Annotated in this window: 23 protein-coding genes and 2 pseudogenes; 10 read left to right on the top strand and 15 right to left on the bottom strand. The window is 42.8% G+C overall.

Annotated elements, in window-relative coordinates; all coding sequences use genetic code 11:
• Positions 1–30: 30 nt before the first annotated feature.
• Genes ihfB through pyrF form a run of 4 tightly spaced genes read left to right on the top strand, consistent with a single transcriptional unit; the run spans position 31 to position 2,487 of the window.
• Entirely contained in the window at positions 31–315 is a 285-nt protein-coding gene (ihfB, locus tag IE070_RS06320; protein WP_189481591.1) for an integration host factor subunit beta, read from the top strand.
• Between the two features lie 33 nt (positions 316–348).
• The gene (locus tag IE070_RS06315) at positions 349–594 is read left to right on the top strand and encodes a DUF1049 domain-containing protein (protein WP_229796954.1); all 246 of its coding nucleotides are present in this window, start codon (positions 349–351) and stop codon (positions 592–594) included.
• A gap of 5 nt (positions 595–599) precedes the next feature.
• Positions 600–1,766 (top strand): tetratricopeptide repeat protein, encoded by a 1,167-nt coding sequence (locus IE070_RS06310; RefSeq protein WP_189481589.1) that lies wholly within the window; start codon positions 600–602, stop codon positions 1,764–1,766.
• 22 nt (positions 1,767–1,788) lie between these two features.
• Positions 1,789–2,487 (top strand): orotidine-5'-phosphate decarboxylase, encoded by a 699-nt coding sequence (pyrF, locus tag IE070_RS06305; protein WP_189481587.1) that lies wholly within the window; start codon positions 1,789–1,791, stop codon positions 2,485–2,487.
• A 124-nt stretch (positions 2,488–2,611) separates the two neighbouring features.
• Here the strand turns inward: pyrF and IE070_RS06300 are convergent, their stop codons facing one another.
• Complete coding sequence (locus IE070_RS06300) at positions 2,612–3,142, bottom strand: CIA30 family protein (RefSeq protein ID WP_189481585.1); 531 nt, start codon at positions 3,140–3,142, stop codon at positions 2,612–2,614.
• 305 nt (positions 3,143–3,447) lie between these two features.
• Here IE070_RS06300 and IE070_RS06295 point away from each other — a divergent pair, with 305 nt between their 5' ends.
• Positions 3,448–3,726 (top strand): HNH endonuclease, encoded by a 279-nt coding sequence (locus tag IE070_RS06295; RefSeq protein ID WP_189481583.1) that lies wholly within the window; start codon positions 3,448–3,450, stop codon positions 3,724–3,726.
• A gap of 482 nt (positions 3,727–4,208) precedes the next feature.
• Here IE070_RS06295 and IE070_RS06290 read toward each other — a convergent pair whose 3' ends face one another.
• A complete protein-coding gene (locus tag IE070_RS06290; RefSeq protein WP_189481581.1) occupies positions 4,209–4,571 on the bottom strand; it encodes a hypothetical protein in 363 nt (120 codons plus the stop codon).
• Positions 4,572–4,657: 86 nt separating this feature from the next.
• Here IE070_RS06290 and IE070_RS06285 point away from each other — a divergent pair, with 86 nt between their 5' ends.
• The gene (locus IE070_RS06285) at positions 4,658–4,894 is read left to right on the top strand and encodes a hypothetical protein (protein WP_189481785.1); all 237 of its coding nucleotides are present in this window, start codon (positions 4,658–4,660) and stop codon (positions 4,892–4,894) included.
• An 11-nt stretch (positions 4,895–4,905) separates the two neighbouring features.
• Here IE070_RS06285 and IE070_RS06280 read toward each other — a convergent pair whose 3' ends face one another.
• From IE070_RS06280 to IE070_RS06240, 10 genes and pseudogenes are all read right to left on the bottom strand, one after another.
• Positions 4,906–5,313 carry a hypothetical protein gene (locus tag IE070_RS06280; protein WP_189481580.1) on the bottom strand — a complete coding sequence of 136 codons (408 nt, stop codon included), beginning with the start codon at positions 5,311–5,313 and terminating at the stop codon, positions 4,906–4,908.
• Between the two features lie 74 nt (positions 5,314–5,387).
• Positions 5,388–5,714 carry an OST-HTH/LOTUS domain-containing protein gene (locus IE070_RS16605; RefSeq protein WP_229796964.1) on the bottom strand — a complete coding sequence of 109 codons (327 nt, stop codon included), beginning with the start codon at positions 5,712–5,714 and terminating at the stop codon, positions 5,388–5,390.
• An 84-nt stretch (positions 5,715–5,798) separates the two neighbouring features.
• Positions 5,799–6,085: pseudogene (locus IE070_RS16600) on the bottom strand (NYN domain-containing protein); the annotation flags it as partial.
• Between the two features lie 268 nt (positions 6,086–6,353).
• Positions 6,354–6,845, bottom strand: coding sequence for a hypothetical protein (locus IE070_RS06270; protein ID WP_189481578.1), 492 nt, complete (start codon positions 6,843–6,845; stop codon positions 6,354–6,356).
• Positions 6,836–7,552: a DUF3800 domain-containing protein gene (locus tag IE070_RS06265; protein WP_189481576.1), complete on the bottom strand. Its 717-nt coding sequence runs from the start codon at positions 7,550–7,552 to the stop codon at positions 6,836–6,838. Before IE070_RS06265 ends, IE070_RS06270 begins: the two co-directional genes overlap by 10 nt.
• On the bottom strand, positions 7,549–9,318 hold the full coding sequence (locus tag IE070_RS06260) for a restriction endonuclease subunit S (protein ID WP_189481574.1): 1,770 nt from the start codon (positions 9,316–9,318) through the stop codon (positions 7,549–7,551). Before IE070_RS06260 ends, IE070_RS06265 begins: the two co-directional genes overlap by 4 nt.
• A gap of 4 nt (positions 9,319–9,322) precedes the next feature.
• On the bottom strand, positions 9,323–10,798 hold the full coding sequence (locus tag IE070_RS06255) for a type I restriction-modification system subunit M (RefSeq protein WP_189481572.1): 1,476 nt from the start codon (positions 10,796–10,798) through the stop codon (positions 9,323–9,325).
• A 154-nt stretch (positions 10,799–10,952) separates the two neighbouring features.
• Complete coding sequence (gene hsdR / locus IE070_RS06250) at positions 10,953–13,385, bottom strand: EcoAI/FtnUII family type I restriction enzme subunit R (RefSeq protein WP_189481570.1); 2,433 nt, start codon at positions 13,383–13,385, stop codon at positions 10,953–10,955.
• Positions 13,386–13,513: 128 nt separating this feature from the next.
• Positions 13,514–13,675, bottom strand: a complete 162-nt coding sequence (locus IE070_RS06245; RefSeq protein ID WP_189481568.1) for a transcriptional regulator — start codon at positions 13,673–13,675, stop codon at positions 13,514–13,516.
• A complete protein-coding gene (locus IE070_RS06240; RefSeq protein ID WP_189481566.1) occupies positions 13,650–13,901 on the bottom strand; it encodes a helix-turn-helix domain-containing protein in 252 nt (83 codons plus the stop codon). Before IE070_RS06240 ends, IE070_RS06245 begins: the two co-directional genes overlap by 26 nt.
• A 239-nt stretch (positions 13,902–14,140) precedes the next feature.
• On the opposite strand from IE070_RS06240, the gene IE070_RS06235 reads away from it, so the two are divergent.
• The 4 genes from IE070_RS06235 to IE070_RS06220 all read left to right on the top strand — a co-directional run bounded on the left by IE070_RS06235 (position 14,141) and on the right by IE070_RS06220 (position 17,684).
• On the top strand, positions 14,141–14,536 hold the full coding sequence (locus IE070_RS06235; RefSeq protein WP_229796953.1) for a 5' nucleotidase, NT5C type: 396 nt from the start codon (positions 14,141–14,143) through the stop codon (positions 14,534–14,536).
• Positions 14,537–14,912: 376 nt separating this feature from the next.
• Positions 14,913–15,344 carry a translesion error-prone DNA polymerase V autoproteolytic subunit gene (umuD, locus tag IE070_RS06230; protein ID WP_189481562.1) on the top strand — a complete coding sequence of 144 codons (432 nt, stop codon included), beginning with the start codon at positions 14,913–14,915 and terminating at the stop codon, positions 15,342–15,344.
• Positions 15,341–16,621, top strand: a complete 1,281-nt coding sequence (gene umuC, locus IE070_RS06225; protein WP_189481560.1) for a translesion error-prone DNA polymerase V subunit UmuC — start codon at positions 15,341–15,343, stop codon at positions 16,619–16,621. The genes umuD and umuC overlap by 4 nt, the downstream gene beginning before the upstream one ends.
• Before the next feature lie 385 nt (positions 16,622–17,006).
• Positions 17,007–17,684 (top strand): hypothetical protein, encoded by a 678-nt coding sequence (locus tag IE070_RS06220; RefSeq protein ID WP_189481554.1) that lies wholly within the window; start codon positions 17,007–17,009, stop codon positions 17,682–17,684.
• Between the two features lie 340 nt (positions 17,685–18,024).
• On the opposite strand, the pseudogene IE070_RS06215 reads toward IE070_RS06220, so the two are convergent.
• The 3 genes and pseudogenes from IE070_RS06215 to IE070_RS06205 all read right to left on the bottom strand — a co-directional run bounded on the left by IE070_RS06215 (position 18,025) and on the right by IE070_RS06205 (position 21,022).
• Positions 18,025–19,202 (bottom strand): annotated as a pseudogene (locus IE070_RS06215) (IS3 family transposase).
• 298 nt (positions 19,203–19,500) lie between these two features.
• Positions 19,501–20,088 (bottom strand): peptidoglycan-binding domain-containing protein, encoded by a 588-nt coding sequence (locus IE070_RS06210; RefSeq protein WP_189481553.1) that lies wholly within the window; start codon positions 20,086–20,088, stop codon positions 19,501–19,503.
• A complete protein-coding gene (locus IE070_RS06205) occupies positions 20,081–21,022 on the bottom strand; it encodes a hypothetical protein (protein ID WP_189481551.1) in 942 nt (313 codons plus the stop codon). Before IE070_RS06205 ends, IE070_RS06210 begins: the two co-directional genes overlap by 8 nt.
• Positions 21,023–21,561: the final 539 nt, after the last annotated feature.

The following is a 21,561-nucleotide window of genomic DNA, read 5'->3' as shown; positions in this document are numbered from 1 at the left end:
TTCTCCTACTGCTAGTTTGCCGGAGGGTCTATGACCAAATCTGAATTGATTGAAAAGTTAGCGACAGATTTCCCCCATATTCAGGTCAAGGATGTTGAAGCATCTGTAAAAGAAATTCTTGAACAGATGGCACAATCATTAGCATCTAGTGAACGCATTGAAATCCGTGGTTTTGGTAGTTTTTCTTTGCACTATCGTGCACCGCGTGTGGGTCGTAACCCAAAAACGGGTGACAAAGTTGAGCTAGAAGGTAAACACGTACCTCATTTTAAACCAGGTAAAGAATTACGCGATCGCGTTAAAGACAATAGCTAATGTTTTTGATACTACAGGATCAGACGGAGCTGAGTGTTGCGTAAAATTCTCTTTTTTATGTTTAGCATAATCGTTTTGGTTATAGGTTTTTTACTCGGCTCAACCAATCAGCAGTTAACTGAACTCAATCTATTGGTTGTTAAGCTCTCTTTACGCGTTGTTGATGTTGCCGTTATTTTTTTGATTATAGGGCTTTTACTCGGTTTGATATTGAGTTCGCTTTTTATTTTGCAACGTAAAACGAAACGCTGGCTGACTAAAACTACCGAATCGTCCTAACCGCTATGCCTGAATTGCTATTTCTTTTGCTACCTGTCGCTGCCGCTTATGGTTGGTTTATGGGGCGAAATAGCCTTAAGCATAAAGAGCTCAAGGGTAGGGCAAACGTTACCCGCAATCTGTCTTCAGGCCTAAACTTTTTACTTACTGATCAAGAAGATAAGGCGATAGAGCAATTATTAGAATTGCTTGATATTGAAGCCGCAACGATCGATACCTATCTCGCGCTGGCTAATTTATTTCGACGCAAAGGCGATTGGGATAAAGCCATTCGTATTCATGAAAAATTACATCATCTGAAACTGCCGAAGTTACAAGCCCAGCAAATTCAATTTGAATTGGCTAAAGATTATTATTCTGCGGGCTTATACGATCGTGCTGAGCATTTATTACAACAGATCGTAAGTTCAGAACCATTACGTGAAGCTGTGCTTAAACAGCTGTTCAGTATCTTTATGGCCACACATGAATTAAACAAAGCTGTAGCCTTAGCTAGCGAAGTGGAAAAAACGAATTCCAAATCGTTGCGAATCGCGTTAGCCAATATGCATACGCAAACCTTGCAGCATGAATTACTACAACAACAACTTACAGAGGCAGTGGTTCTGCAGCACCAAGATGCCCTGGCCGCACTTGCAACGCAATACCCACAGGCCGTAAGACCGCGTTTTGAATTAGCCAAATTTACCTTACAACAACATGATGTTGTGACAGCCAAAGAGGCACTATTAGGTATTATCAAGCAAAAACCGCAATGGAGTGCGGATCTGCTGCCATTGCTCATTCAATGTCATATGGAAGCGGATGAGTGGTATCAATTATTAAGCGGTTTAGCGGATAAACAACATAACGTAAGCGCTATATTGTTATTAACCGAGTGGTTGGCAGAGCATCGTTCAGCTCAAGTCGCTGAACAGTATTTGCTAAATACTGTTCGACAGCATCCTAATATACGTTTATTTCAAAAGTTACTGCAATTACGCCAGCAAGAATCGCCACAAGCCGCTGACGTTTTGTCGTCGGTAGAAGAATTGGTGAATGCCTACTTAGCCAGTAAAGTATTATACAGTTGCCGCAGTTGCGGTTTTAAAACCCGTCAACCTTATTGGTTGTGTCCGTCTTGCCAGCAATGGGAAACGGTAGAGCCAATCAGTGGCGTTGACGGCCGTTAGATTTTTTCTGCAAGGATCGAACATGTCTTGTCATACCCCTATTGTCGTAGCGTTAGATTATGAAAACCAAGCTGAAGCCTTAAATTTTATTAGCCAACTTGATCCAAGCCTTTGCCGATTAAAAGTAGGCAAAGAAATGTTTACGCATTTTGGACCTCAGTTCGTCCAAGCATTACAAAAACGGCAATTCGATGTATTTTTAGACCTAAAGTTTCATGATATTCCCAATACCGTTGCTAAAGCGGTAAAAGCGGCCGCTGATTTAGGTGTTTGGATGGTCAATGTACATGCGAGTGGCGGCAGTAGGATGATGGTTGCAGCAAAAGAAGCCTTAATGCCTTTTGGTGACTCAAAACCACATTTAATTGCAGTTACCGTATTAACCAGTATGGAGCAAAGCGATTTACAAGAAATTGGGATTGAAATATCACCCGCTGAGCACGTAATGCGTTTAGCCAGTTTAACCGCTGCGGCAGGTTTAGACGGTGTTGTTTGTTCCGCACAAGAAGCCGAATTGTTAAAAGCACGCTTTGGTCAAGCGTTACGCTTGGTGACACCGGGTATTAGGCTGGAAAACAGTGTCGCTGATGATCAACGCCGAGTCATGACGCCACGAGCAGCAAAATTAGCCGGGGTAGATTACATGGTTATTGGTCGCCCAATTACGAAAGCGGCTGATCCTCTGGCTACACTACAAACCATAGTACAGCAGTTAGTTTAGTCAAACGCTTTGGTGGAATAGGGGAGTTAGCCTGTTTTTTGGGCTAACCTGTTAAGACCATAATGTACTATTTTTATGGTCAAACAGATACTGACCTTCCAAAAACACCGAGCTAAACGCATCGCTAAATAGTATCAAGCGATGCAAAACTGACAGAATATAACACGATCGAAAACGGTCCTGGCTGTTTGTCAGCCAGCATGATACTCAATTGGTTAACATCCGTTAGTTTCAGTTTTGGCAGATTTGACACCCGTCGTCCGCGGAATTGCCCATAAAAAGCCGATAGCGGTACATAATAATGATCACGTTCAGTAACGGTATCAAAGGTGGCTACATAGGCTACGCCGTTAGGAATATAGGGTGTTTTTAAACGAATTTGATAAGATCTACCATCGCCCAAAGCATCAATATATAAACTGCTTAAGGTTGTAACCGCTAATGGACTCGCCAGCGTAAATTCGGCAGAAGCAAAACCGCCATTATTTTCTAAAGAAAGGTTTCCCGAAAAAACGAGACCTTGACGATCTTCAGTAAAATCCACTTGGCCTGCTGAACGGCCGCCCATAACAGTATCATGAATTAATCTAAACTGTCTGAAATGCTCAGGATTGTTAAACGCCAACGCAGTGGTTGTTGGTAATTTTTTTAGCATAGTCATATCCGCTAATAATGAAACGGGAAAAAGCAGTATGAGTCCTAAAACTATACTATTAGGCTGCATTATTGACATGGTATAACTCCAGCGGCCGCGATTTAGACGTTTTACAACATACGGAAACACCACCTGAATAGATCCATCATAGAGAGACCATACAATTAATAACGACGTAAAACATTAGGCGGTATTTAATTTATCGCTTAACCATGGATAAAACGCTGCTTAACACTGCTATCTGATAATCCAGTTGGTTATGTATTTCGTTAATGCTTATAGACAAGCGTATTGTGGTAATAATAATGCAGCAAAACAAAGAATGCGCGTTGTGCGAACGTGTATGTAATCTAACATTTCATCATCTGATCCCACGAAAATTGCATCGAAGAGGTTTTTTCAAAACTCACTATACAAAAATGCAGTTACAAAACGGTGTTATGTTATGCACACTGTGCCATAAAACGGTTCATCGCTTTTATGATGAAATGACGTTAGGAAAAAAACTGAATACCTTGACCAGCCTTAAAGCCGATGAAAAGATTCAAACCCATATCCAATGGGCAAAAAAGCAAAAAACATGATAAACAACTAGCAAACTCAGTACAAAATCGATATTACTATGATGCAGTGCAGTGCAGTGCTGAATGAAAATATTTAGGCGTTTACGAAGGTTTAAATACAGATTGTTTTGATAGCTCATAATGCATATTATGTTAAATTTAATTATTATAAGCAATTGATTTTAATTGGTTTTTCATGATGATTTTCAATTAATTCTGGAATTCCAGCTTAATTGAAAAACTCCCGAATTTTCGTAAGCCTATCTTTACGAAATCAGCTTTATTCTAAATAGTATTTTGTCTAGGAAATTTGATTTATTAATAGGTGTGTTTTTTTGAGAAAAATTCTGTATTCCAGATACGTTCCAAAATTTTATGCAATAGATTTTATTGCTTTGTATTCAAATGATTTTTTATAAATACCAGATATGCATTCTAGTGTTTTGCTGGTAATCTAATATGCCTTGTAGACATATATCAGTAGCTGGCATCAATTTAAACACTCATTCATCTTGAAATGCATTTCGTGAAATCTCACTTATTTTGCGAAGTATATTGATATCCACAGTACCTAAACGAATTGGACTTTGAACCACAAATTCAGCTCGACGAAAGTCTTCGTCATTGCACATGATCTGAATATAACGTTGTAATAACTCAACTGGTGTTGTAGAACGCTTAAGTTGTTTTTTTAAAGCTTCACAAAATTTTGTTATCCGCTCTTCATCGTCATCATCTTCATGCAATTCGCAGTAAATAGCCTGCCCGAGTTGAACAAGCGTCCAGCCCAGCTGTTTTTGCATCGTACTAATTTGCGATTGCAGTTGTTTTACTTGTTCAATGTCCCTTTTTGTCCCTTCAGGCATTTTATTATCACTCCTGTTCACGGCAATAATGCTTTGAACATTTAAATTTAACGTTATCAATGCGTTGATACGCAAAGGAGATATTTATGTCTAAACCTATGACAAAAGCAGCCGCAGCTCGCATTCAATCTGCCACCGCAATAAAAAATGACGGCTTGGTGCCAAAAGGTTCATTCGCCGCAAAAGCTACTAGTGTAGCTGCTAAAAATGCGGCTTCCCGCCCTGCACCACCAAATGGCCCAAGCAAAACCGGAAATCCATCTGGCGGCGGTCGGGTAATAATCCACCGGCAAAGGGCAAATAAATTTAAATATGGCCGGTAAGATCCGGCCTTTTATTTACAGGAATTCAGATTTTTGGCAAACGATTCTAAAAATTTCATAGATTTAATATTAAGATGTTTCTGATTTACTTCAGGTATCGTTTTATCAAGCGCACAAGAGCATTTTTTAATTAACTGAGCTTGTGTTGTCCGATTTATAGACGATCGTTGAGATGTAGAGCAAAAACTAATAATTTCATAAATAGCAGCAGATGGATAACGTTGAGATTCAAAATACTCGCGGTCAATTTTCTGCCCACCCCATGCACCAACAAGTAAAATAGCACCAGATGCAATGAATGATGTTTTGTACTTTCGGTAGGAAAAGCCAGCGAAGCTCTTATAACACTTGTGACAGTGGATATTTTCTGCAAATTCAACTTTGTTCGTGGTATCGCAATGTGGGCAATCTATGTTCATTACTGTTACAATCCTTTTAACTTATAGGTAACTGCAATGTTTCCAAACACTATTGCAGGTTGCCTGCTTTTACTTTAATTCCGTTTATCTCTTACATAAACATCCAATAAGCGGGCACTACCAGACTTTCGCTTATCGATATCAAATAGCTCGGTAGCTTCGTACAACTTGGTGAAAGTAGGATAACCATATGTCCGAGCATCAAAATCTGGATACTGCCGTTTAATCAAGGCTCCGCAGGCTCCCATATTTGCCCAACCATCTTCGTCAGCATTATCTCTGACAGAGTTACGCAAGATATTAATCAACCTGGTATCACAGCAAAGATCGCGTTTTGATCGTTTACCATCTGTTGGCTTGGTTTGAGGCTTAGAGGTAGTTGCTTCTGGCACTTCATCCATTTCAGGCGCTCTTAACACTTCGGTGTGGATAAAATCATCACAGGCATTACGAAAAGCTAATGGGGTTTTATTTTCACCTACACCAAATACATAAATTTGCGACTCTTTAAGTCGGGAGGCTAATTTGGTGAAATCGCTATCGCTTGATACCAGAGCAAAGGCATCAAATTTGTTGGAATAAAGCAAATCCATGGCATCGATAATCATGGCGGCATCAGAGGAGTTTTGCCCTGGGTGTATGAAAACTGCTGAACAGGATTTATCGCTAATTCATTAAGCGTATCTTTCCAATTTTTAAGGTGGGTACTACTCCAATCGCCATAGGCTTTTTTTACGATAATATGCCCATGCTTAGCCAGTTCCGATAACACAGCAGCCAAAACAGAATATTGAGCATTTTCGGCATCAATTAGAACAGCAATTTTTTCTCGGTATGTAAATCTTTCACTTCAACTCCCTGTGAACAAAAATGTCTTCTTAACCTTACGAATGCATATATAACAACAACATTGTAAAACAGCATTAGTTATGCAAAAGCGGTCTTGTTGACTAAATGGTAGTTCACTATAATACGTGAATCTCATCTACCATGCGTAGAAGGAGTTACGGCCCCGTCCCTTTTGGGGGGCGCGGCCAGCCTTAAAACTGGTTATTTTTATACCTTTCCCAACGATTAGTGTATTTCTTCCTTTGATGCTCTCTCTCAACCAAGAATGCCGTCCAAGGTAGTATGTACGTTTCACGTTGTTCTAACACAACTAAATAACCCTCGGCTTCGCACCAAATGTGGATCCTGTTGCCGCTACCTTTTTTGCTCGGCTCTGCCCATATTTTCAGCTCGGCGGCGGTATCGTTTTCAATAATAGGCTTTGGCCACCTGATGCGCTCACAGCGGCGAAGGTCTGCTGTACGATCGGACTCTACGTCACCCTCTGTGATCATGTGCCAAAAGGTGGCCGACTTGCCATCATATTCTGGGTGGCGTTTAAGCCCCAAACGACGACCTCTAAACACCGGTTTGCTATCAACAAAATCAGCCTCAAAAGCTGAATACACTGCGGCGAAGTAGCTGCCCCAATTACCGCGATAATCTTCGAGTAATAACAATGGCGGTAGCCAGCTTATTGCCATCGACTTGCTCCATTGCTTTGCCAGATCATCAAGTTAAATTTATCTTCACGCAGCATGGTGTTAAGCGTTAATTTATAGCCACTGCGTTCTCTTATCCGTTCAATTAAGACGAGCTTGGCAGCATTACCACTAAGATTTCGATGCAAGTAAGACAGCGCACCTATCAATAAGTCGGCCAGTTGCAGCTGTTCAACTTCGTGCGAATGCACCCGCTGTACTCGCTGGATCATTTTACGGGAGAAGTCATAAGCATTTTTGCACAGCACATCATGCAGTTTGCTTACTTTTTCATGGCCTAGTGTATCTTTAATATCAATGTAAACCCGATACTGGCTGCAAGGCTCAAACACCACTTTTAGCAGCGTAAAGTACATTTTATAGTACCAGTCATCATGGCTCTGGCCAAAATCGCTATGGTTTAGCAAGGTTTTGTCTGGCACCACTACGGCACGAAAATGCAGATCGTCATCGTCAAAAAAGTAATCGACCAAATCCATATAAAACGCCTGTTGGCCGCTACTGACTTTTGTCCATTTCACTTCAAAGTCAGCCGCTAACCCATGGCGCTGCTTAATTTCGCGCAAGCGCTTGGCAATTTCGGCGCGCTTATCATCCGGGCACCACACTGCCCCCAGCACCATAGCTTTTTGGCCATCATTTTCCAGATGGCACGATTCATCGCAGTAGAGGTTATACACCGTACTCATGCCACCACCTGCTCAACCAAAGATTCAGCTAAAACAGCTTGAATTTTCTCAAAAGAATTTATTTTCTCAGCTAAAGAATCGCAGATTTGAAGGAGCTCCCTATTAATTAGGGTAATCCTTGATAATGTTCCCGTTGGCGGCAAAGGAATCATCAATTCTGAAATTTTACTAGCCGGTATTTGTTGAATGACTGCACCTGATTTGGAAACGAAAATTTGGTTCTTAAATAGCTCTGAGTCGAAGTAAATCTCTATATAGCGTTCTAAAATTCTGTTCACCAACCTGATTATTAACATTTGCGCATTTATAAAGCCTGTTGAAAAAAACTCACTTGATAAAAATTGGGCGGTTTTCCCGACTGAGCCTCTTAGCAACATTACAAAATCACCATCAGAAAGTTTGCCATTACTTAATTCAGCAAATTTTTCTTCTGTTATGTACCTTAGCTCGTCGCTGTAGGCTAATTTTGCATCTTTAATATCGTATGCACCAAAGAAAGGAATACCATTACTAACAAGATCACTGGAATTTGGATACCTACTACTACGATCACCATTTTCGAAAGATGCGATATCAGCCAACCTACACCACACCCACCCCTCAGGCAGTTCAAAAGGTTTCTCGTCATCACTAATCGGCGGTAGTGGTTTTTGTTTTTTTATTTTACCGGCTTTAACCAAGGCGTCTTTTTCTGCGGCGATGCGTTTTAGCAGTTCGCTGGCGGGTTCGTCGTTGGGATCTTGTTTTACCAGCTTGCCCATTACCGCCAGTTGCAGGATGGTTTGCTTGAGTGCGTCGATGCTGTATTCGGTGGTAAAGAGTGCATCAAAATATGCCGCCAGGCGTTGCCAGTTGCTGGCTAGCTCATCGGCGTTTTGGCTTTGGGTTAAGGTGGCCAGTAAGGCATCAACCAATTGGTTATGGGCGTCAAGTTGGTGGTAGCTTTGCTGTTCCAGTTGATCGCAAAGGGCCATTAGTTCGTCGACTTTTTCTACGATTTTTTGTTGAGCCTCGTGACAAGGTAACGGCAGTAATAACTCTTCCCACTTGCTTCTATTAATAATTGGAGTTGCCGAACCTGACGCCTGATTGATCAGTGCATTCATAAAACTTAATGAGCGCACTGCATAGAGTATGAAATTCGGATTAGTAATTAATGGTCTTAGACTGTTAATTTGCTGATTAAAACAAACTCTAGATTTCAATAAAGTGCTTTTACCGATAGAGCCGCCTATGCAGACAGTCAAAATATCATTTGGAAGACCTTCAGTACTATGAGAAACAGCACCTTCACTCAAAAATTTCTCAGCTTCATTCAATACACCATCTGCTGATATTTGACCAGGCCCAATAAAAGGGATGTCTCCAATGAATAAGTCAGGTCGCGAAGTACTCGGTGTTTTTCCTGTCGCACCTAAACCAAGTTGGCCAAGCCTAGACCATTCCCATCCAATTGGTAATTCATAAGGCTTCTCTTCATCCGTAATCGGCGGCAACGGCTTTTGCTTTTTAAGTTTACCCGTTTTTACCAATGCCTCTTTCTCAGCAGCAATTCGCTTTAACAGCTCGCTGGCCGGCTCATCATTTGGATCTTGTGGCACTAACTTGCCACGCACGGCCAGTTCTAAAATCAGCTCGCGCAGTTTTTTAATACCGGTTAGGTCAATCTTATTATTGCTGCCCCGCCCGCTGGTACTTTTGGTGGTTTGCGCTTGTGTCCAGAGGTCTAAATGCTCGGTAATCAGCTGTTCTACTTGTACGGTCATGCGCTTAACCTCTGCCGCTAGTTGGCGCTAGGGCTTCGGCCAGTATGCTTTTTAGCTGGTCGCGTAGCTGCTGTATTTCCTGCTGCTGTTTGGCGTAGCTGGCTAATAGCTGTTCTGGGTCGTGGCTGATTTGCTCGCCAATATGTGGGTTTTTGCAATCGAGGTTGTAGTTACGCGATTTAATGTCGCTTGCTGACACCTTCCAGGCAAACTCGTTTTCCTCCCGCGCAGCAAAGCCATCGGCTTCGTTGCCCCACCAGGCTTCTTCAACGGCGAATTCTTCAATACGCATCGGGCGGGTTTTGCTGTAATTTTTAACACCCTCTGGGTACTGGTGCTCGTAAAACCAAATGTCTTTGGTTGGCGTGCCTTTGGTAAAAAACAGCAGGTTAGTTTTAATGCCGGTATAGGGGTTAAATACGCCATTGGGCAAGCGCACTATGGTGTGCAGGTTACACTCTTCCAGTAGCTTTTCTTTTAAGCGTGACTTCATGCCTTCGCCAAATAAAAAGCCATCGGGTAGCACGACTGCAGCACGACCACCGTCTTTTAGCAGGTGGATTATCAGCGTCATAAATAAGTCGGCGGTTTCGCGGGTACGCAGCGCCTGTGGGAAGTTGGTTTCGATACCGTCTTCTTCCATGCCCCCAAATGGCGGGTTGGTAATAATGCAGTCGACCCGCTCTTTTGGCCCCCAGCTAATCAGTGGCCTGGCCAGAGTATTGTCGTGGCGGATATTAAACGGCACTTCAATGCCGTGCAAAATCATATTGGTGGTGGCCAGCAAATGCGGCAGTGGCTTTTTCTCGACACCAAAGATGCTGTTTTGCAGTACTTGCTCGTCGCTTGGCGTTTTGACGTAATGCTTGCGTTTATGTTCAATACTGCAAGTTAGAAAACCACCGGTGCCACAGGCGGGGTCAAGCACCTTTTCATCCAGTTTGGGGTTTACCCTGCGCACCATAAATTCTGTCACTGGGCGCGGGGTATAAAACTCACCGGCATTACCGGCGTTTTGCAAATCACGCAGAATTTGCTCGTACATATCGCCAAACAGGTGGCGCTCTTGCGCTTTGTTAAAGTCGATACCGTCCTGAATTTTGTTAATCATCTGCCGCAGCAGCTGACCCGATTTCATATAGTTATAGGCGTCTTCAAACACGCTTTTAATCACAAAAGCGCGCTGGTCATCGCCTTTTGGTTCCAGGTTTTGCAGTGTCGGGAAGAGCTCGTTGTCAATAAACTGTTTTAGCTCATCGCCGGTCATGCCCTCGGCATCGGCCGCCCAGTTGCGCCAACGCAGATGCTGTGGAATGGGCGAGGTGTAATCGCCAAACATTTCCCATTCCTGCTCTTTATCGTCATAGATTTTTAAGAACAGCATCCAGACTAACTGGCCGATCCGCTGGGCATCGCCGTCGACGCCCACGTCTTTACGCATAATGTCTTGGATGGATTTAATGGTACTGCTAATTGACATGGTGTTCCTTTTCTAACAAATTCGTCTAAAGGTCACGAACCGGTTTACACACGCCAACACGCCGTAAATACGTCCATGTAGGCTCGATTCGGCCGTCCAGGCCTGCAACGGTTGGCTTAGCGTAAGCCGGTTCTCACTTCAGTATTCTTAATTATCAAGCAATGCTTTTATCGTCGTACAGCGCTTGTTCTAATTCGTGTAAGGCTTGCTCGTAACCGGCTTTGCCACCAAAGGCATTAATAAGCTCTAAGCCCGTGCCAATCTGGTCAAACGGCGGCAGCCGCAAAATTTTCATATCTTCAATATGTTCAATACCGGTATCGGCGTATTTTTCCAGCAGGTTTTCCAATACCTGTAAGGCCGCGCCCTGGTACTTGGTAAAGTAGTTGCGCTTTTTCACATTATTGGCGCGCTCGCGTCTGGTTAGCGGCGGTGCATCGTAAACGATATGGGCAATTAAATCGAAGGCATCTAGCTCATTACCGCGCTTTTGCTTAACTTCTGCGCGTAAATCGTCCCATTGCACGCCCTGCTCTTTTAACTGCTCGATTATCTCGGCTTTACGCTCGGCGCTGCTCCAGTGGCGGAAGAAATCTTTTAAGGTTGCAAACTGCTTTTGCACACAGTGTTTGGTGTAATCGGTCAGTGATTCAGTAATGAGTTTGCCGTCTGGCCCTAAAAACTGTACCCGACTGCCAATCATGGTGACGGGTTGGCCTGCAACATAGAATTTTTTACGTGGCTCACCTGGCCCAACTGGCTCATAAGGTTCGCCTTCGCCCTCACCTTCAGGAATACCGTCTTCACCATAAGGCGCAGCGGGCTCTTCAATGGTGCCAGGTGCTTCAGGCGGAACCGGCTCTTCACCTGGTTTGGGGCTATAAATCATTACTGGGTCGCCATCAAAAGCTGGATCGGCAAACAGCTCAGTGGCTTTTTTAAAATCGAGAATGGTAAACCAGAGTTTGTCGTAATCTTCGTTAATGCGGGTGCCGCGACCAATAATTTGCTTAAACTCGGTCATCGACTGAATGCGCTGATCCAGCACCACTAACTTACAGGTTTGTGCATCTACACCGGTGGTCATCAGCTTACTGGTGGTGGCAATCACCGGATAACGACTCTCTGGGTTAATAAAATTATCCAGCTCGGCCTTACCTTCGTTGTCATCGCCGGTAATACGCATAATGTATTTGGTGCTTTCGCGTACTCGCTCTGGGTTGAGATTCACCAGCGCCTGGCGCATACGCTCAGCATGGTCGATATCGTCACAGAAGATAATGGTTTTTTGATATTCGCCGGTTTTTTGCAGGTATTCGGTAACCTTTTGCGCCACCAGCTGGGTGCGCTCGTCAAAGACGATATTGCGATCCATATCTTTTTGGTTATAGATACGGTCTTCAATCTCCAGGCCGTATTTGTCTTTCTGGCCTTTTTTTGGCCGCCAACCCTGTAAATCGATATCAAAGTCGATACGCACCACTTTATAAGGCGCTAAGAAACCGTCATCAATGCCTTGCTTGAGCGAATAGGTAAAAATCGGCTCGCCAAAGTAATGGATATTGCTGACATCTTTGGTTTCTTTGGGGGTGGCAGTCAGGCCAATATGAGTGGCCGATTTAAAATAATCCAGAATATCGCGCCAGGCCGAGTCTTCCCGCGCGCTGCCACGGTGGCACTCGTCAATCACGATTAAATCGAAAAAGTCCGGTGAGAATTCACGGTAGATATTTTTTTCTTCATCCGTACCGGTTACCGCCTGATACAGGGATAAATAAATCTCATACGACTTATTAATCGTGCGGTTGGTGATTTTGGTCATCGCCTGACCAAAGGGCTTAAAGTCGTTGTTTTTGGTTTGGTCGACCAGAATATTGCGATCGGCTAAAAACAAAATGCGCTTTTTCTGCCGTGATTTCCAAAGCCGCCAGATTATTTGAAAAGCGGTATAGGTTTTACCTGTGCCGGTTGCCATCACCAGTAATATTCTGTCTTGCCCACGCGCTACCGCTTCCACGGTGCGGTTAATGGCGGTCATTTGGTAATAACGGGGGCTACGGCCACTGCCGTCATCATAATAAGGCGTATCTACCAGCTGTACGGCACTGTCCTGAAAGCCATGGTGCTGGCAATACCATTGCCACAGCTGCGCCGGTGACGGAAATTCAGAAAGGGATAATTCGTGTTCGGTTTTACCGCTTAAACCAGTTTTGTCGTGAAATAAAAAGCCATCGCCATTGCTGGAGAATACAAACAGCACATCCAGCGCTTCACTGTAGGCCAAGGCCTGCTGCATACCCGCACCAATACTGTGCTTATTGTCTTTGGCTTCGACAACTGCAAGCGGCAGGTTTTTCTTGTGATACAACACATAGTCGGCACGGCGTTTTTCGCCACGGGTATGCATGCGGCCACGTACAATCACGCGGCCAGCGGTAAAGGTAAGTTCTTCGCGAATTTGGCTTTGTAAATCCCAACCGGCTTGCTGAATTGCTGGGGTGATAAATTTAGAGCAGATATCCCGCTCGCTTAGTGCGCGTTTATCCCCACTAAAGGCATTATTTCCGCTGAAGTCTTTTGTATTCATGCGCTCACGTATCCCTATGATGACAAAATGATTGTATAGGAATTAGTGACGAGGTCAATATGGGTCAACTATTGCTTGAGATATGGGTGGCTTGAACAGTTAGGTAAAGCCTTTGTAACTTTAAATGATTAGCCCATTGGGTAATGAATATCCTCGTATTCATCGACTAATTTGCTTAAAGCCTGTAATTCATCATCTTCTGGTGTGCCAGGCTCGGCTTCTAATAACAATTCAATGGCACTTAGCACTTCTTCAAGTTCTTGATCATTTGCTATTGGTGGTCTGCTCATGTTGTTCATCCTCTATAGGGTGCGGGATTATTCGCGAGAGATTTTTGGCCGCCGCAATTTGATCATCGGTCAGCGTTTGATCGTTGTGTTTGGTCACAGTGAGTGCCTGAGAATCAGGTGATGCCTCGAAAACCATAATATCACCGATTTTAACCCCTAATGCCTGGCACAGGGCATCTGGCAGTTCTACCTCATTATGACGACCAATTTTTACCCGATAACTCATGCGCCCTCCCGAATTTGTCTCGGCAGAGTTGAGCATAGTCCAAATCTGAATTGGTGTGAAATGCATCGCCTAAAAACCATAGTAACACCCTACCTTTGTGGTTCGAGTCGATTAAATTGACTAAACTGACTGAAGAGAACTGAAATACAGGTGATATGAAAGTGAAACAAATAATCTACATCGATTTAGACGATACACTATGCGATTACCAAAGTAGTTACAATGCGGCTAGGAGCTTGATGCCTGATATTCTCTATCCTCAGAGTCATGAGGGATTTTTTCTGAATCTACCACCCTATGAGTATGCGATCGAGACTGCTAGTTGGTTGTTTGAGCAACCTGAGTTTTTGGTGTTGCTGCTAACCGCGCCGTCAGTACATAACCCGCTCTGCTATACCGAAAAACGGCTCTGGGTTGAGCGCCATTTTGGATTTGAACATTGCCACCGGTTGATTATCAGCGCTCACAAAGGCCTTTCTAGGGGTGACTATTTGATTGACGATAAAACTGCAGGATTTGGTCAGGAGGATTTCCAGGGGCAGCTGATTCACTATGGCAGTGCTGAATTTCCTAACTGGGCCAGTGTTAAACGCCATTTCGTAGCGTTATTACGAAGTAGAGCTACTGGAAGCTGACACTACTCAAGTTCATCCAGCACACTCCCATACCAGTTCAGCAACTGCTGATAGCTATCAAACGATTTCTTTAGTGTATAGCACGTTATATTGTCGATGCTAACAACTGAAATTCTAAGTTTGTGATCTCGTTTTTCAATTCTCGGAAGGTTTAAGAGAGTTCGACCAACTTATTTCCATCTCCAGAGCTGTTGCCTAAATTGTGCCTCATTAACCTCTAGCGTTTCCATACTAAAAAATCCGCTTTAAATTTAACGTTACGTAAATATAGAAAAATTTAACCAGTTTTTCAAATGATAATCCAAATAACACTTACACTACCACTTTTACTTTTTTGACCTTATACTGTATAAATATACATATATCGAGGTGTGATATGACAGTTGAAATACTCGGTCAAGTATCGCTTTACAATTCTATTTTGCTGCCATTTTTTAGCAATAAGGTGTCAGCTGGGTTCCCCTCACCTGCTCAAGATCACGTTGAGAAAACACTAGACCTGAACGAGCTTTGTGTTAAGAATCCAGCTGCGGCATTTTTCGTTAAGGTAAGTGGTGATTCGATGAGGGACGCTGGTATTTATGACAAGGATATCTTGATCGTGGATCGCTCATTAACCGCGAAACATGGTGATTTTGTTGTGGCATCTATAAATCGTGAATTCACAATAAAAGAGCTTTGCTTACGTCCCAGCATACAACTGATACCTCATAATCCAACATTTGAAACTATCGTTATCAAAGATACTGATGAGTTTGAGCTGTTTGGCGTAGTAACGAACATCGTACGCAATATCATAAGGACATGACGTCTAAATGCTTTGCACTTGTCGACTGTAACAACTTTTATGCTAGCTGCGAGAAGCTGTTCAGGCCGGACATTAAAGATGCCGCTGTTGTTGTGCTGTCGAATAATGACGGTTGTGTTGTCGCGCGATCAAAGGAAGCAAAAGCACTCGGTATTAAAATGGGTGTGCCTGCTTTTCAGATACGTGAACTCATAGAAAACGGTAAGTTACTGGCTTTCTCCTCTAACTACGCACTGTATGCTGATTTATCAGCACGCGTGATGACAACACTAGAGCAACTCGCTCCAGCTGTTGAAGTTTACTCTATTGATGAAGCTTTCCTTGATCTGACTGGTGTCAGTAATTGTGTTGAGCTAACTCAATTTGGCCAGCAAGTGCGCAGCACGATCCAACAATGGATTGGTATTACCGTATGTGTTGGTATTGCACCAACTAAAACACTCGCTAAGTTAGCAAATCATGCTGCTAAGAAATGGACAAAGGCAGACGGTGTTGTTGATCTGACAAGTACAGAACGACAACGCAAGCTAATGAGCTTGCTGCCTGTAAGTGAAGTATGGGGAATTGGTGGCAAATTAACGACAAAGTTGAATAAACTCGGGATCAATACTGTTCTCGATTTGGCTGATGCTGAACCTGCTTTTATGCGCCAACAATTTTCAGTTGTGGTATCTCGTATCGTGCAGGAGCTCAATGGCGAGTCGTGTCTTGAGCTGGAACAAGTAGCACCAACCAAAAAAGAGATTGTGAGTTCTCGCTCATTCGGTGAAAGGATCACCTGCAAACAGCAAATGCAGGAGGCAATAAGTGAGTATGTTAGTCGTGCTTGCCAAAAATTGCGTAAGGAGCAACAAGTCGCCAAGCAATTGAGTGTTTTTCTTCGAACCAGCCCATTCAGCGATAAAGAACGTGATCCATATTATTCAAACAGTATCAGTACCTCGCTTGTAACACCAAGTGCTGACACTCGTGATTTCATTAGTCTTGCAGTAAAGCTACTCGATAAGATCTGGCGAGACGGTTATCGCTACGCAAAAGCAGGAGTGATGCTGTCAGATTTTTATGATGAAGGTGTATATCAAGGTTGCCTCTTTGAACCTGAACCACAAAGTTATCAAAGCAAAGCGCTTATGACAGTCATAGATAAACTTAACGGCAGCGGTAAAGGCAAGATCTGGTTTGCCAGCCAGGGTATAAAACAAGACTGGTCAATGAAACGCGGTATGTTATCACCGCAGTACACGACCAGTTGGGTGGATTTACCAAAAGCTAAATAGCTGCTTTGAGCGAATTGCAGACGAACAAAATGTTGGTGATGGTCAGTAATTATGTCCGCTTTGCAATTTAAAGCCGTTATTCACCCTCGTTGGTAGCCTCCGCCTGATAGTTTGAAAACTTAATAATTTGATTAGAGGTGAACAGTAAATTTTTGTGACGATTCACTCGATACGGGGGCGTCATATGTGTCAGGAATCTTTACATTAATTATTATTATAAACACTACGTTTTCAATAAAGATATGATTAATTAAAATAATTCTTTCGGGCAAGATTTTTGCAGTGAGTGTGATGGTTGTAAGGCATACATCATTTCATTATGTATAAGGCAAATTAAATTATGTTAAAGAAGATTTTAGTAGCGTCATGTTTGCTCGTTACTTCCATGGCATCTCAAGCGACGATTATTTCTCACTTCGGTTATGAGCGTGATAGCGCGTCAAACATCGTGACCGGTGGCGGCTTGGAATGGTTAAAGTGGGATGTGACTAAGGGCATGAGTATTAATTTGGCGCTCGCAGCACATTCTGCCGATGGTTGGACGTTGGCGACTAATAGTAATATGACCGATTTGTATAATGTCTTTAAATTTGGAAAGTCAGATTGGAATAACAATTTAGCGACATGGCAGGATAGTACAATAGGAAGGTCGGGAGTTGAATATAGTGTACATAGCATGTTTAAATCGTTGTTTGGGTATACCTATACAGTTCAAGAGGCGTGTGAAGAGGGTTGGGCCGAGCACTGTCAAATAAATGAGTTCCTTTGGTATAGCCACGCTACTTATGTGGGAAGTTTCGGAGGGTATGGTGTTGGTGGACTGTCGGATCAGTGGATTGATTCAACGGATGGTATTGCAGTTCCCGGTATGACATCGCGCGCTTACTTAAATCACAGTGGTTTGGGGTATGGAGTTGATACGGTTAATTCAGGAGTGGGCGTTGCATTGGTGCGTTTAGCCCCGATAACCCCGACACCAGTATCTCTCCCCACATCAGTAAGCCTGCTAGCACTTGGGCTGGTCGTGTTAGGCTACCGCCGTCGTCAAGCGTTACGCCCTTAGGCCCAGCGGTTGTAAAGCGAAAACAACGCGTAAAATATCGAACACACGCACCAACACCCGAGGTTAAAGCCTCGGGTGTTGGTTTTTTACGTGCTTGCTCATATGACTGTTGCCATTATTGGGTTATATTTTATAGCGTTTTTAACGCTAGTCTTCCTTAGTGTTTTCCATGTCAGCCCTCCTAAAACGAACCTTTGTTAGCCAAAAATTTTCTGATACTAACTTTAATGACTCTGATACTGATTAAACACTAAAGCCGAAGCTAGCCCTCTACCAACTTTACCATCACTCTAATATATCTAATCCAGAGGTACCATAAGGTCTTTTTACATTGTAGTGGTCAACTAATTTTGGCCACATTGTTATAGCTAAGCCAATATCTGCGCTCGCTTTCGTTTGGTGCCAAACCACCATTATAGTGATGTGGCCTTAGCTGGCTGTAATAACCCAGCATATATTCCAGTATCTCTCGCTCTGCCTGAGCAAAAGAACCATAACCTACTGTAGGTACCCATTCTGTTTTTAAGCTTCTGAAGAAGCGCTCCATTGGGCTGTTGTCCCAGCAGTTACCGCGCCGACTCATACTCTGCGTTATTTGGCAGCGCCATAGTAATTGCCTGAACTTCCGGCTGGTGTAATGGCTTCCTTGATCAGAATGAAACATGACGCCCTCTTGCTTGCCACGCGACTCAAACGCATGGCTTAGTGCTTTGCATGTCAACTCACTATCCGGTGAAAACGACATAGCCCATCCCACAGGCTTGCGAGCAAAGAGATCCATTACCACAGCCAGATAAGCCCAACGACTGCCAGTCCAAATGTATGCCACATCGCCACACCACATTTGATTCGGCTTCACTACAGCAAACTGGCGCGCTAACACGTTAGGGATCTCCACATGCTCAGCACCACCTTTTTTGTACGCATGTCGCGGTTGCTGGCAACTCTCAACATCCAATAACCGCATGTACTTTGCCGCCAGATAACGGCTAAGCTTCACGCCTTGAGCCGTAGCCATCTGTGCAATACTGCGCGCCCCAGCAGAGCCGCGGCTGGCGTTAAACAGCTCTTTTACCTTACTGAGCTTCTGTACATGCTCAGGCTTAATATCCTTCGGCCTTTGCTTCCAGTATTTAAAACTGCTGCGATGGACTCCAAAGACCTGACACAGCCGTGTCACGGTGTAGCTCTGCTTGAGTTTCCCAATTATCTTGAATTGTTCAGGGAGTCCGACATCAAGAGAGCTGTAGCCTTTTTTAAAATATCCTTTTCTATTTCTAAGTCCCGGATCCGCTTCTCTAACTCACGGATCTTCAACTGCTCTGGCGTCATAGGCGTGGCTTTAGGTCTAACACCAGCTCGCTCTTCCCGCAGCTGACGAACCCATTTATCCATGGTTGATTTGCCAACATTCATGGCCTGTGCAGCTTTAGTAATCGAGTAGCCCTAGTCAACAACTAACTGAGCACACTCAAGACGAAATTCAGGGCTGAATGTGGGTCTTGTCTTTTTATTCATCTTGTCACCTAATGTCATACGAGGTGTATCATAACACCTCTAATCAGGTGGCCAAATTCAGTGTGCCACTACATTTACCTAACTTTTGCATTGAGGGGTATGCAGATTTTGTGCGTACCTGTAAAGGCTTTCGCAAAGCAAGCTCATTGACTTCATATTTAAACAGGAGCGTACGTTTATAATTTTGTGTCATCAGGCTGTTCGATGAAAAGTAAACCGTCTTTCAGGTCTAGACCTAGAGACACTAATTATTATTAGGAGCTGGTTTTAACAAAAAATTAATTAATACTTTTTATTTTTACTCTTTCGAATCGAGAATTTTCCACAATGTGTATTGGTCAGGTAGGCCTGTGACCCTAAGGTTATTACTTGACTGGTATTTTTTAAGTGCTTCTATTATTTTTTTATTGTTCGCTTCACCATCAAGATATTTTAGCTGTCGTAATCGTAACTCAACATCATGATATATTTTTGTTCTTACTTTTACCTCAAACTTACCGTGTTTAAGAGTGATCAGGGCACTTTCTTTCGTCAGCGCGTTTAGAGATAATTGACCAACTACTCCATCGACCACAGTAGCAAAGTTTGCTTTTGGTTGTTTTTTACAAGCAGTATAGACAATAGTCGCGATTGTCTCGGTTGTCTGCCAAGGAGTCAAATCGTAAATACGGTCTGAATGCTTATTGGACGCTGAAATAAAACCTTCAATCCAACCTCCAAAATGAAAATAAGCGCTCTCTTTATTCTCTTTAGCTTGCACGAACCTAATGCAATCAAGCCCACCAATACCTTCTATGGCAAAATTTCCTGCGCTATCTGCTGGATTTGCGACTTGCGATACAAGTAGACCAATAACCACTAATGAGAGGTGCTTATACTTAATCATAGGCACCTTTCCTTAAAATTTTGGTAATTAAAAGCAACAATAATGGTAGCAATATTAAATAATGTGCTGGAGGCTCGGATACTGATGTTGCTGACCTTATTTTTAGCATGTTACCAAAGCCCATAGACACGAGTTCACTATAGTCAATCCAGTTATCGTTGTTGTTGTTATCGCGCAAAAGAATATTGTAAGTATAATCACCTGATTCAGCATATTGCGGGATCACGAACTCTAAGTCTAATATTCCGCCAAGTTGGTCACCAGTAACTAAATAAGGACTCCAGCCGTCAATAAAATTTGTGTAAGCACTGTTTACATATGTGCCTGAAGGATCAAAAACACTCATAGACATTAACTGTAACCCGCTTAGGTCTTCGGTAAACTCAAGGCTAAAGTCCACCGTTTGGTTGCCAGAACTGACATTTACGGTATTCGGGGAAATCGTGAACCCAAGGAGTTTGGGAGAGGTTAAATCTTGGTTGTCAGATATAACAGATAACTGGTTACCAAAGCCCATAGACACGAGTTCACTATAGTCAATCCAGTTATCGTTGTTGTTGTTATCGCGCAAAAGAATACTGTAAGTATAATCACCTGATTCAGCGTATTGTGGTATGGCGAACTCTAAGTCTAATATCCCGCCAAGTTGGTCACCAGTAACTAAATAGGGACTCCCACCTTCAATAAAATTTGTGTAAGTACTGTTTACATATGTGCCTGAGGGATCAAAAACACTCATAGACATTAACTGTAGGCCGCTAAGGTCTTCGGTAAACTCAAGGCTTACGTCCACCATTTGGTTGCCAGAACTGACATTTACGGTATTAGGGGAAATCGTTAACCCAAGGAGTTTGGGTGCCGTAATGTCTATAGGACTTGCGTTGACTGCGGGTTGAATGCAAAGTGAAAAAAAAACGATAAATGAGCGTAACATATTCATCCTTAAGCACTCATATTTTATACAAGCATACAATAACACACCATATGAAATTTAAAAAACAATTTACACCCCCCCGCTCTGGCATATTGGACTCTTCTGGTCTTAAGAGTGACTGGAAATCACTCGATCCTCTAAAACAAAAATATTCACCGAAAGTCTACTATCTGGAAAGCAGACAAGTGGCTCGTGCATGCTTTACTAGTTTGAATTGAAATTACAACAGTCGGCAATTGGCACAAAGATAAGATTAGAAATGTGATTCTCTCATTTCAAGTGAATGTTTAATGAATAACCAACGAGTGGTAACATCCCGGTGAAAATGAGCGGTGCTTTAATTGGAATTAACTAATGAAAATATATTTTGCCAAAAAATATGAACATTTTCTAATTAATTTAAATTCTGCTTTCCGATAATTCTAAATATTTATCATTTTACTAATCACTGATTACAAATATTAAACCGAAAAAGCCATTTCACAATTAGAAAAATCAGTAGATCAAAAAATATTCAAAACCATAAAATTTTGGCGTAT

The sequence above is a fragment of the Alishewanella tabrizica genome, assembly GCF_014652375.1.
GTDB classification, from domain to species: domain Bacteria; phylum Pseudomonadota; class Gammaproteobacteria; order Enterobacterales; family Alteromonadaceae; genus Alishewanella; species Alishewanella tabrizica.
Note: the sequence above shows the minus strand (reverse complement) of the source record. Positions and strands in the feature narration are given on the sequence as shown.

Bases quoted from the DNA above. Each gene is read 5' to 3' on its own strand.
- ihfB (WP_189481591.1), top strand. From the start codon at position 31: ATGACCAAATCTGAATTGATTGAAAAGTTAGCGACAGATTTCCCCCAT.
- IE070_RS06310 (WP_189481589.1), top strand. From the start codon at position 600: ATGCCTGAATTGCTATTTCTTTTGCTACCTGTCGCTGCCGCTTATGGT.
- pyrF (WP_189481587.1), top strand. From the start codon at position 1,789: ATGTCTTGTCATACCCCTATTGTCGTAGCGTTAGATTATGAAAACCAA.
- IE070_RS06300 (WP_189481585.1), bottom strand. From the start codon at position 3,142: ATGCTAAAAAAATTACCAACAACCACTGCGTTGGCGTTTAACAATCCT.
- IE070_RS06295 (WP_189481583.1), top strand. From the start codon at position 3,448: ATGCAGCAAAACAAAGAATGCGCGTTGTGCGAACGTGTATGTAATCTA.
- IE070_RS06290 (WP_189481581.1), bottom strand. From the start codon at position 4,571: ATGCCTGAAGGGACAAAAAGGGACATTGAACAAGTAAAACAACTGCAA.
- IE070_RS06285 (WP_189481785.1), top strand. From the start codon at position 4,658: ATGTCTAAACCTATGACAAAAGCAGCCGCAGCTCGCATTCAATCTGCC.
- IE070_RS06280 (WP_189481580.1), bottom strand. From the start codon at position 5,313: ATGAACATAGATTGCCCACATTGCGATACCACGAACAAAGTTGAATTT.
- IE070_RS16605 (WP_229796964.1), bottom strand. From the start codon at position 5,714: ATGGATGAAGTGCCAGAAGCAACTACCTCTAAGCCTCAAACCAAGCCA.
- IE070_RS06270 (WP_189481578.1), bottom strand. From the start codon at position 6,845: ATGGCAATAAGCTGGCTACCGCCATTGTTATTACTCGAAGATTATCGC.
- IE070_RS06265 (WP_189481576.1), bottom strand. From the start codon at position 7,552: ATGAGTACGGTGTATAACCTCTACTGCGATGAATCGTGCCATCTGGAA.
- IE070_RS06260 (WP_189481574.1), bottom strand. From the start codon at position 9,318: ATGACCGTACAAGTAGAACAGCTGATTACCGAGCATTTAGACCTCTGG.
- IE070_RS06255 (WP_189481572.1), bottom strand. From the start codon at position 10,798: ATGTCAATTAGCAGTACCATTAAATCCATCCAAGACATTATGCGTAAA.
- hsdR (WP_189481570.1), bottom strand. From the start codon at position 13,385: ATGAATACAAAAGACTTCAGCGGAAATAATGCCTTTAGTGGGGATAAA.
- IE070_RS06245 (WP_189481568.1), bottom strand. From the start codon at position 13,675: ATGAGCAGACCACCAATAGCAAATGATCAAGAACTTGAAGAAGTGCTA.
- IE070_RS06240 (WP_189481566.1), bottom strand. From the start codon at position 13,901: ATGAGTTATCGGGTAAAAATTGGTCGTCATAATGAGGTAGAACTGCCA.
- IE070_RS06235 (WP_229796953.1), top strand. From the start codon at position 14,141: ATGCCTGATATTCTCTATCCTCAGAGTCATGAGGGATTTTTTCTGAAT.
- umuD (WP_189481562.1), top strand. From the start codon at position 14,913: ATGACAGTTGAAATACTCGGTCAAGTATCGCTTTACAATTCTATTTTG.
- umuC (WP_189481560.1), top strand. From the start codon at position 15,341: ATGACGTCTAAATGCTTTGCACTTGTCGACTGTAACAACTTTTATGCT.
- IE070_RS06220 (WP_189481554.1), top strand. From the start codon at position 17,007: ATGGCATCTCAAGCGACGATTATTTCTCACTTCGGTTATGAGCGTGAT.
- IE070_RS06210 (WP_189481553.1), bottom strand. From the start codon at position 20,088: ATGATTAAGTATAAGCACCTCTCATTAGTGGTTATTGGTCTACTTGTA.
- IE070_RS06205 (WP_189481551.1), bottom strand. From the start codon at position 21,022: ATGTTACGCTCATTTATCGTTTTTTTTTCACTTTGCATTCAACCCGCA.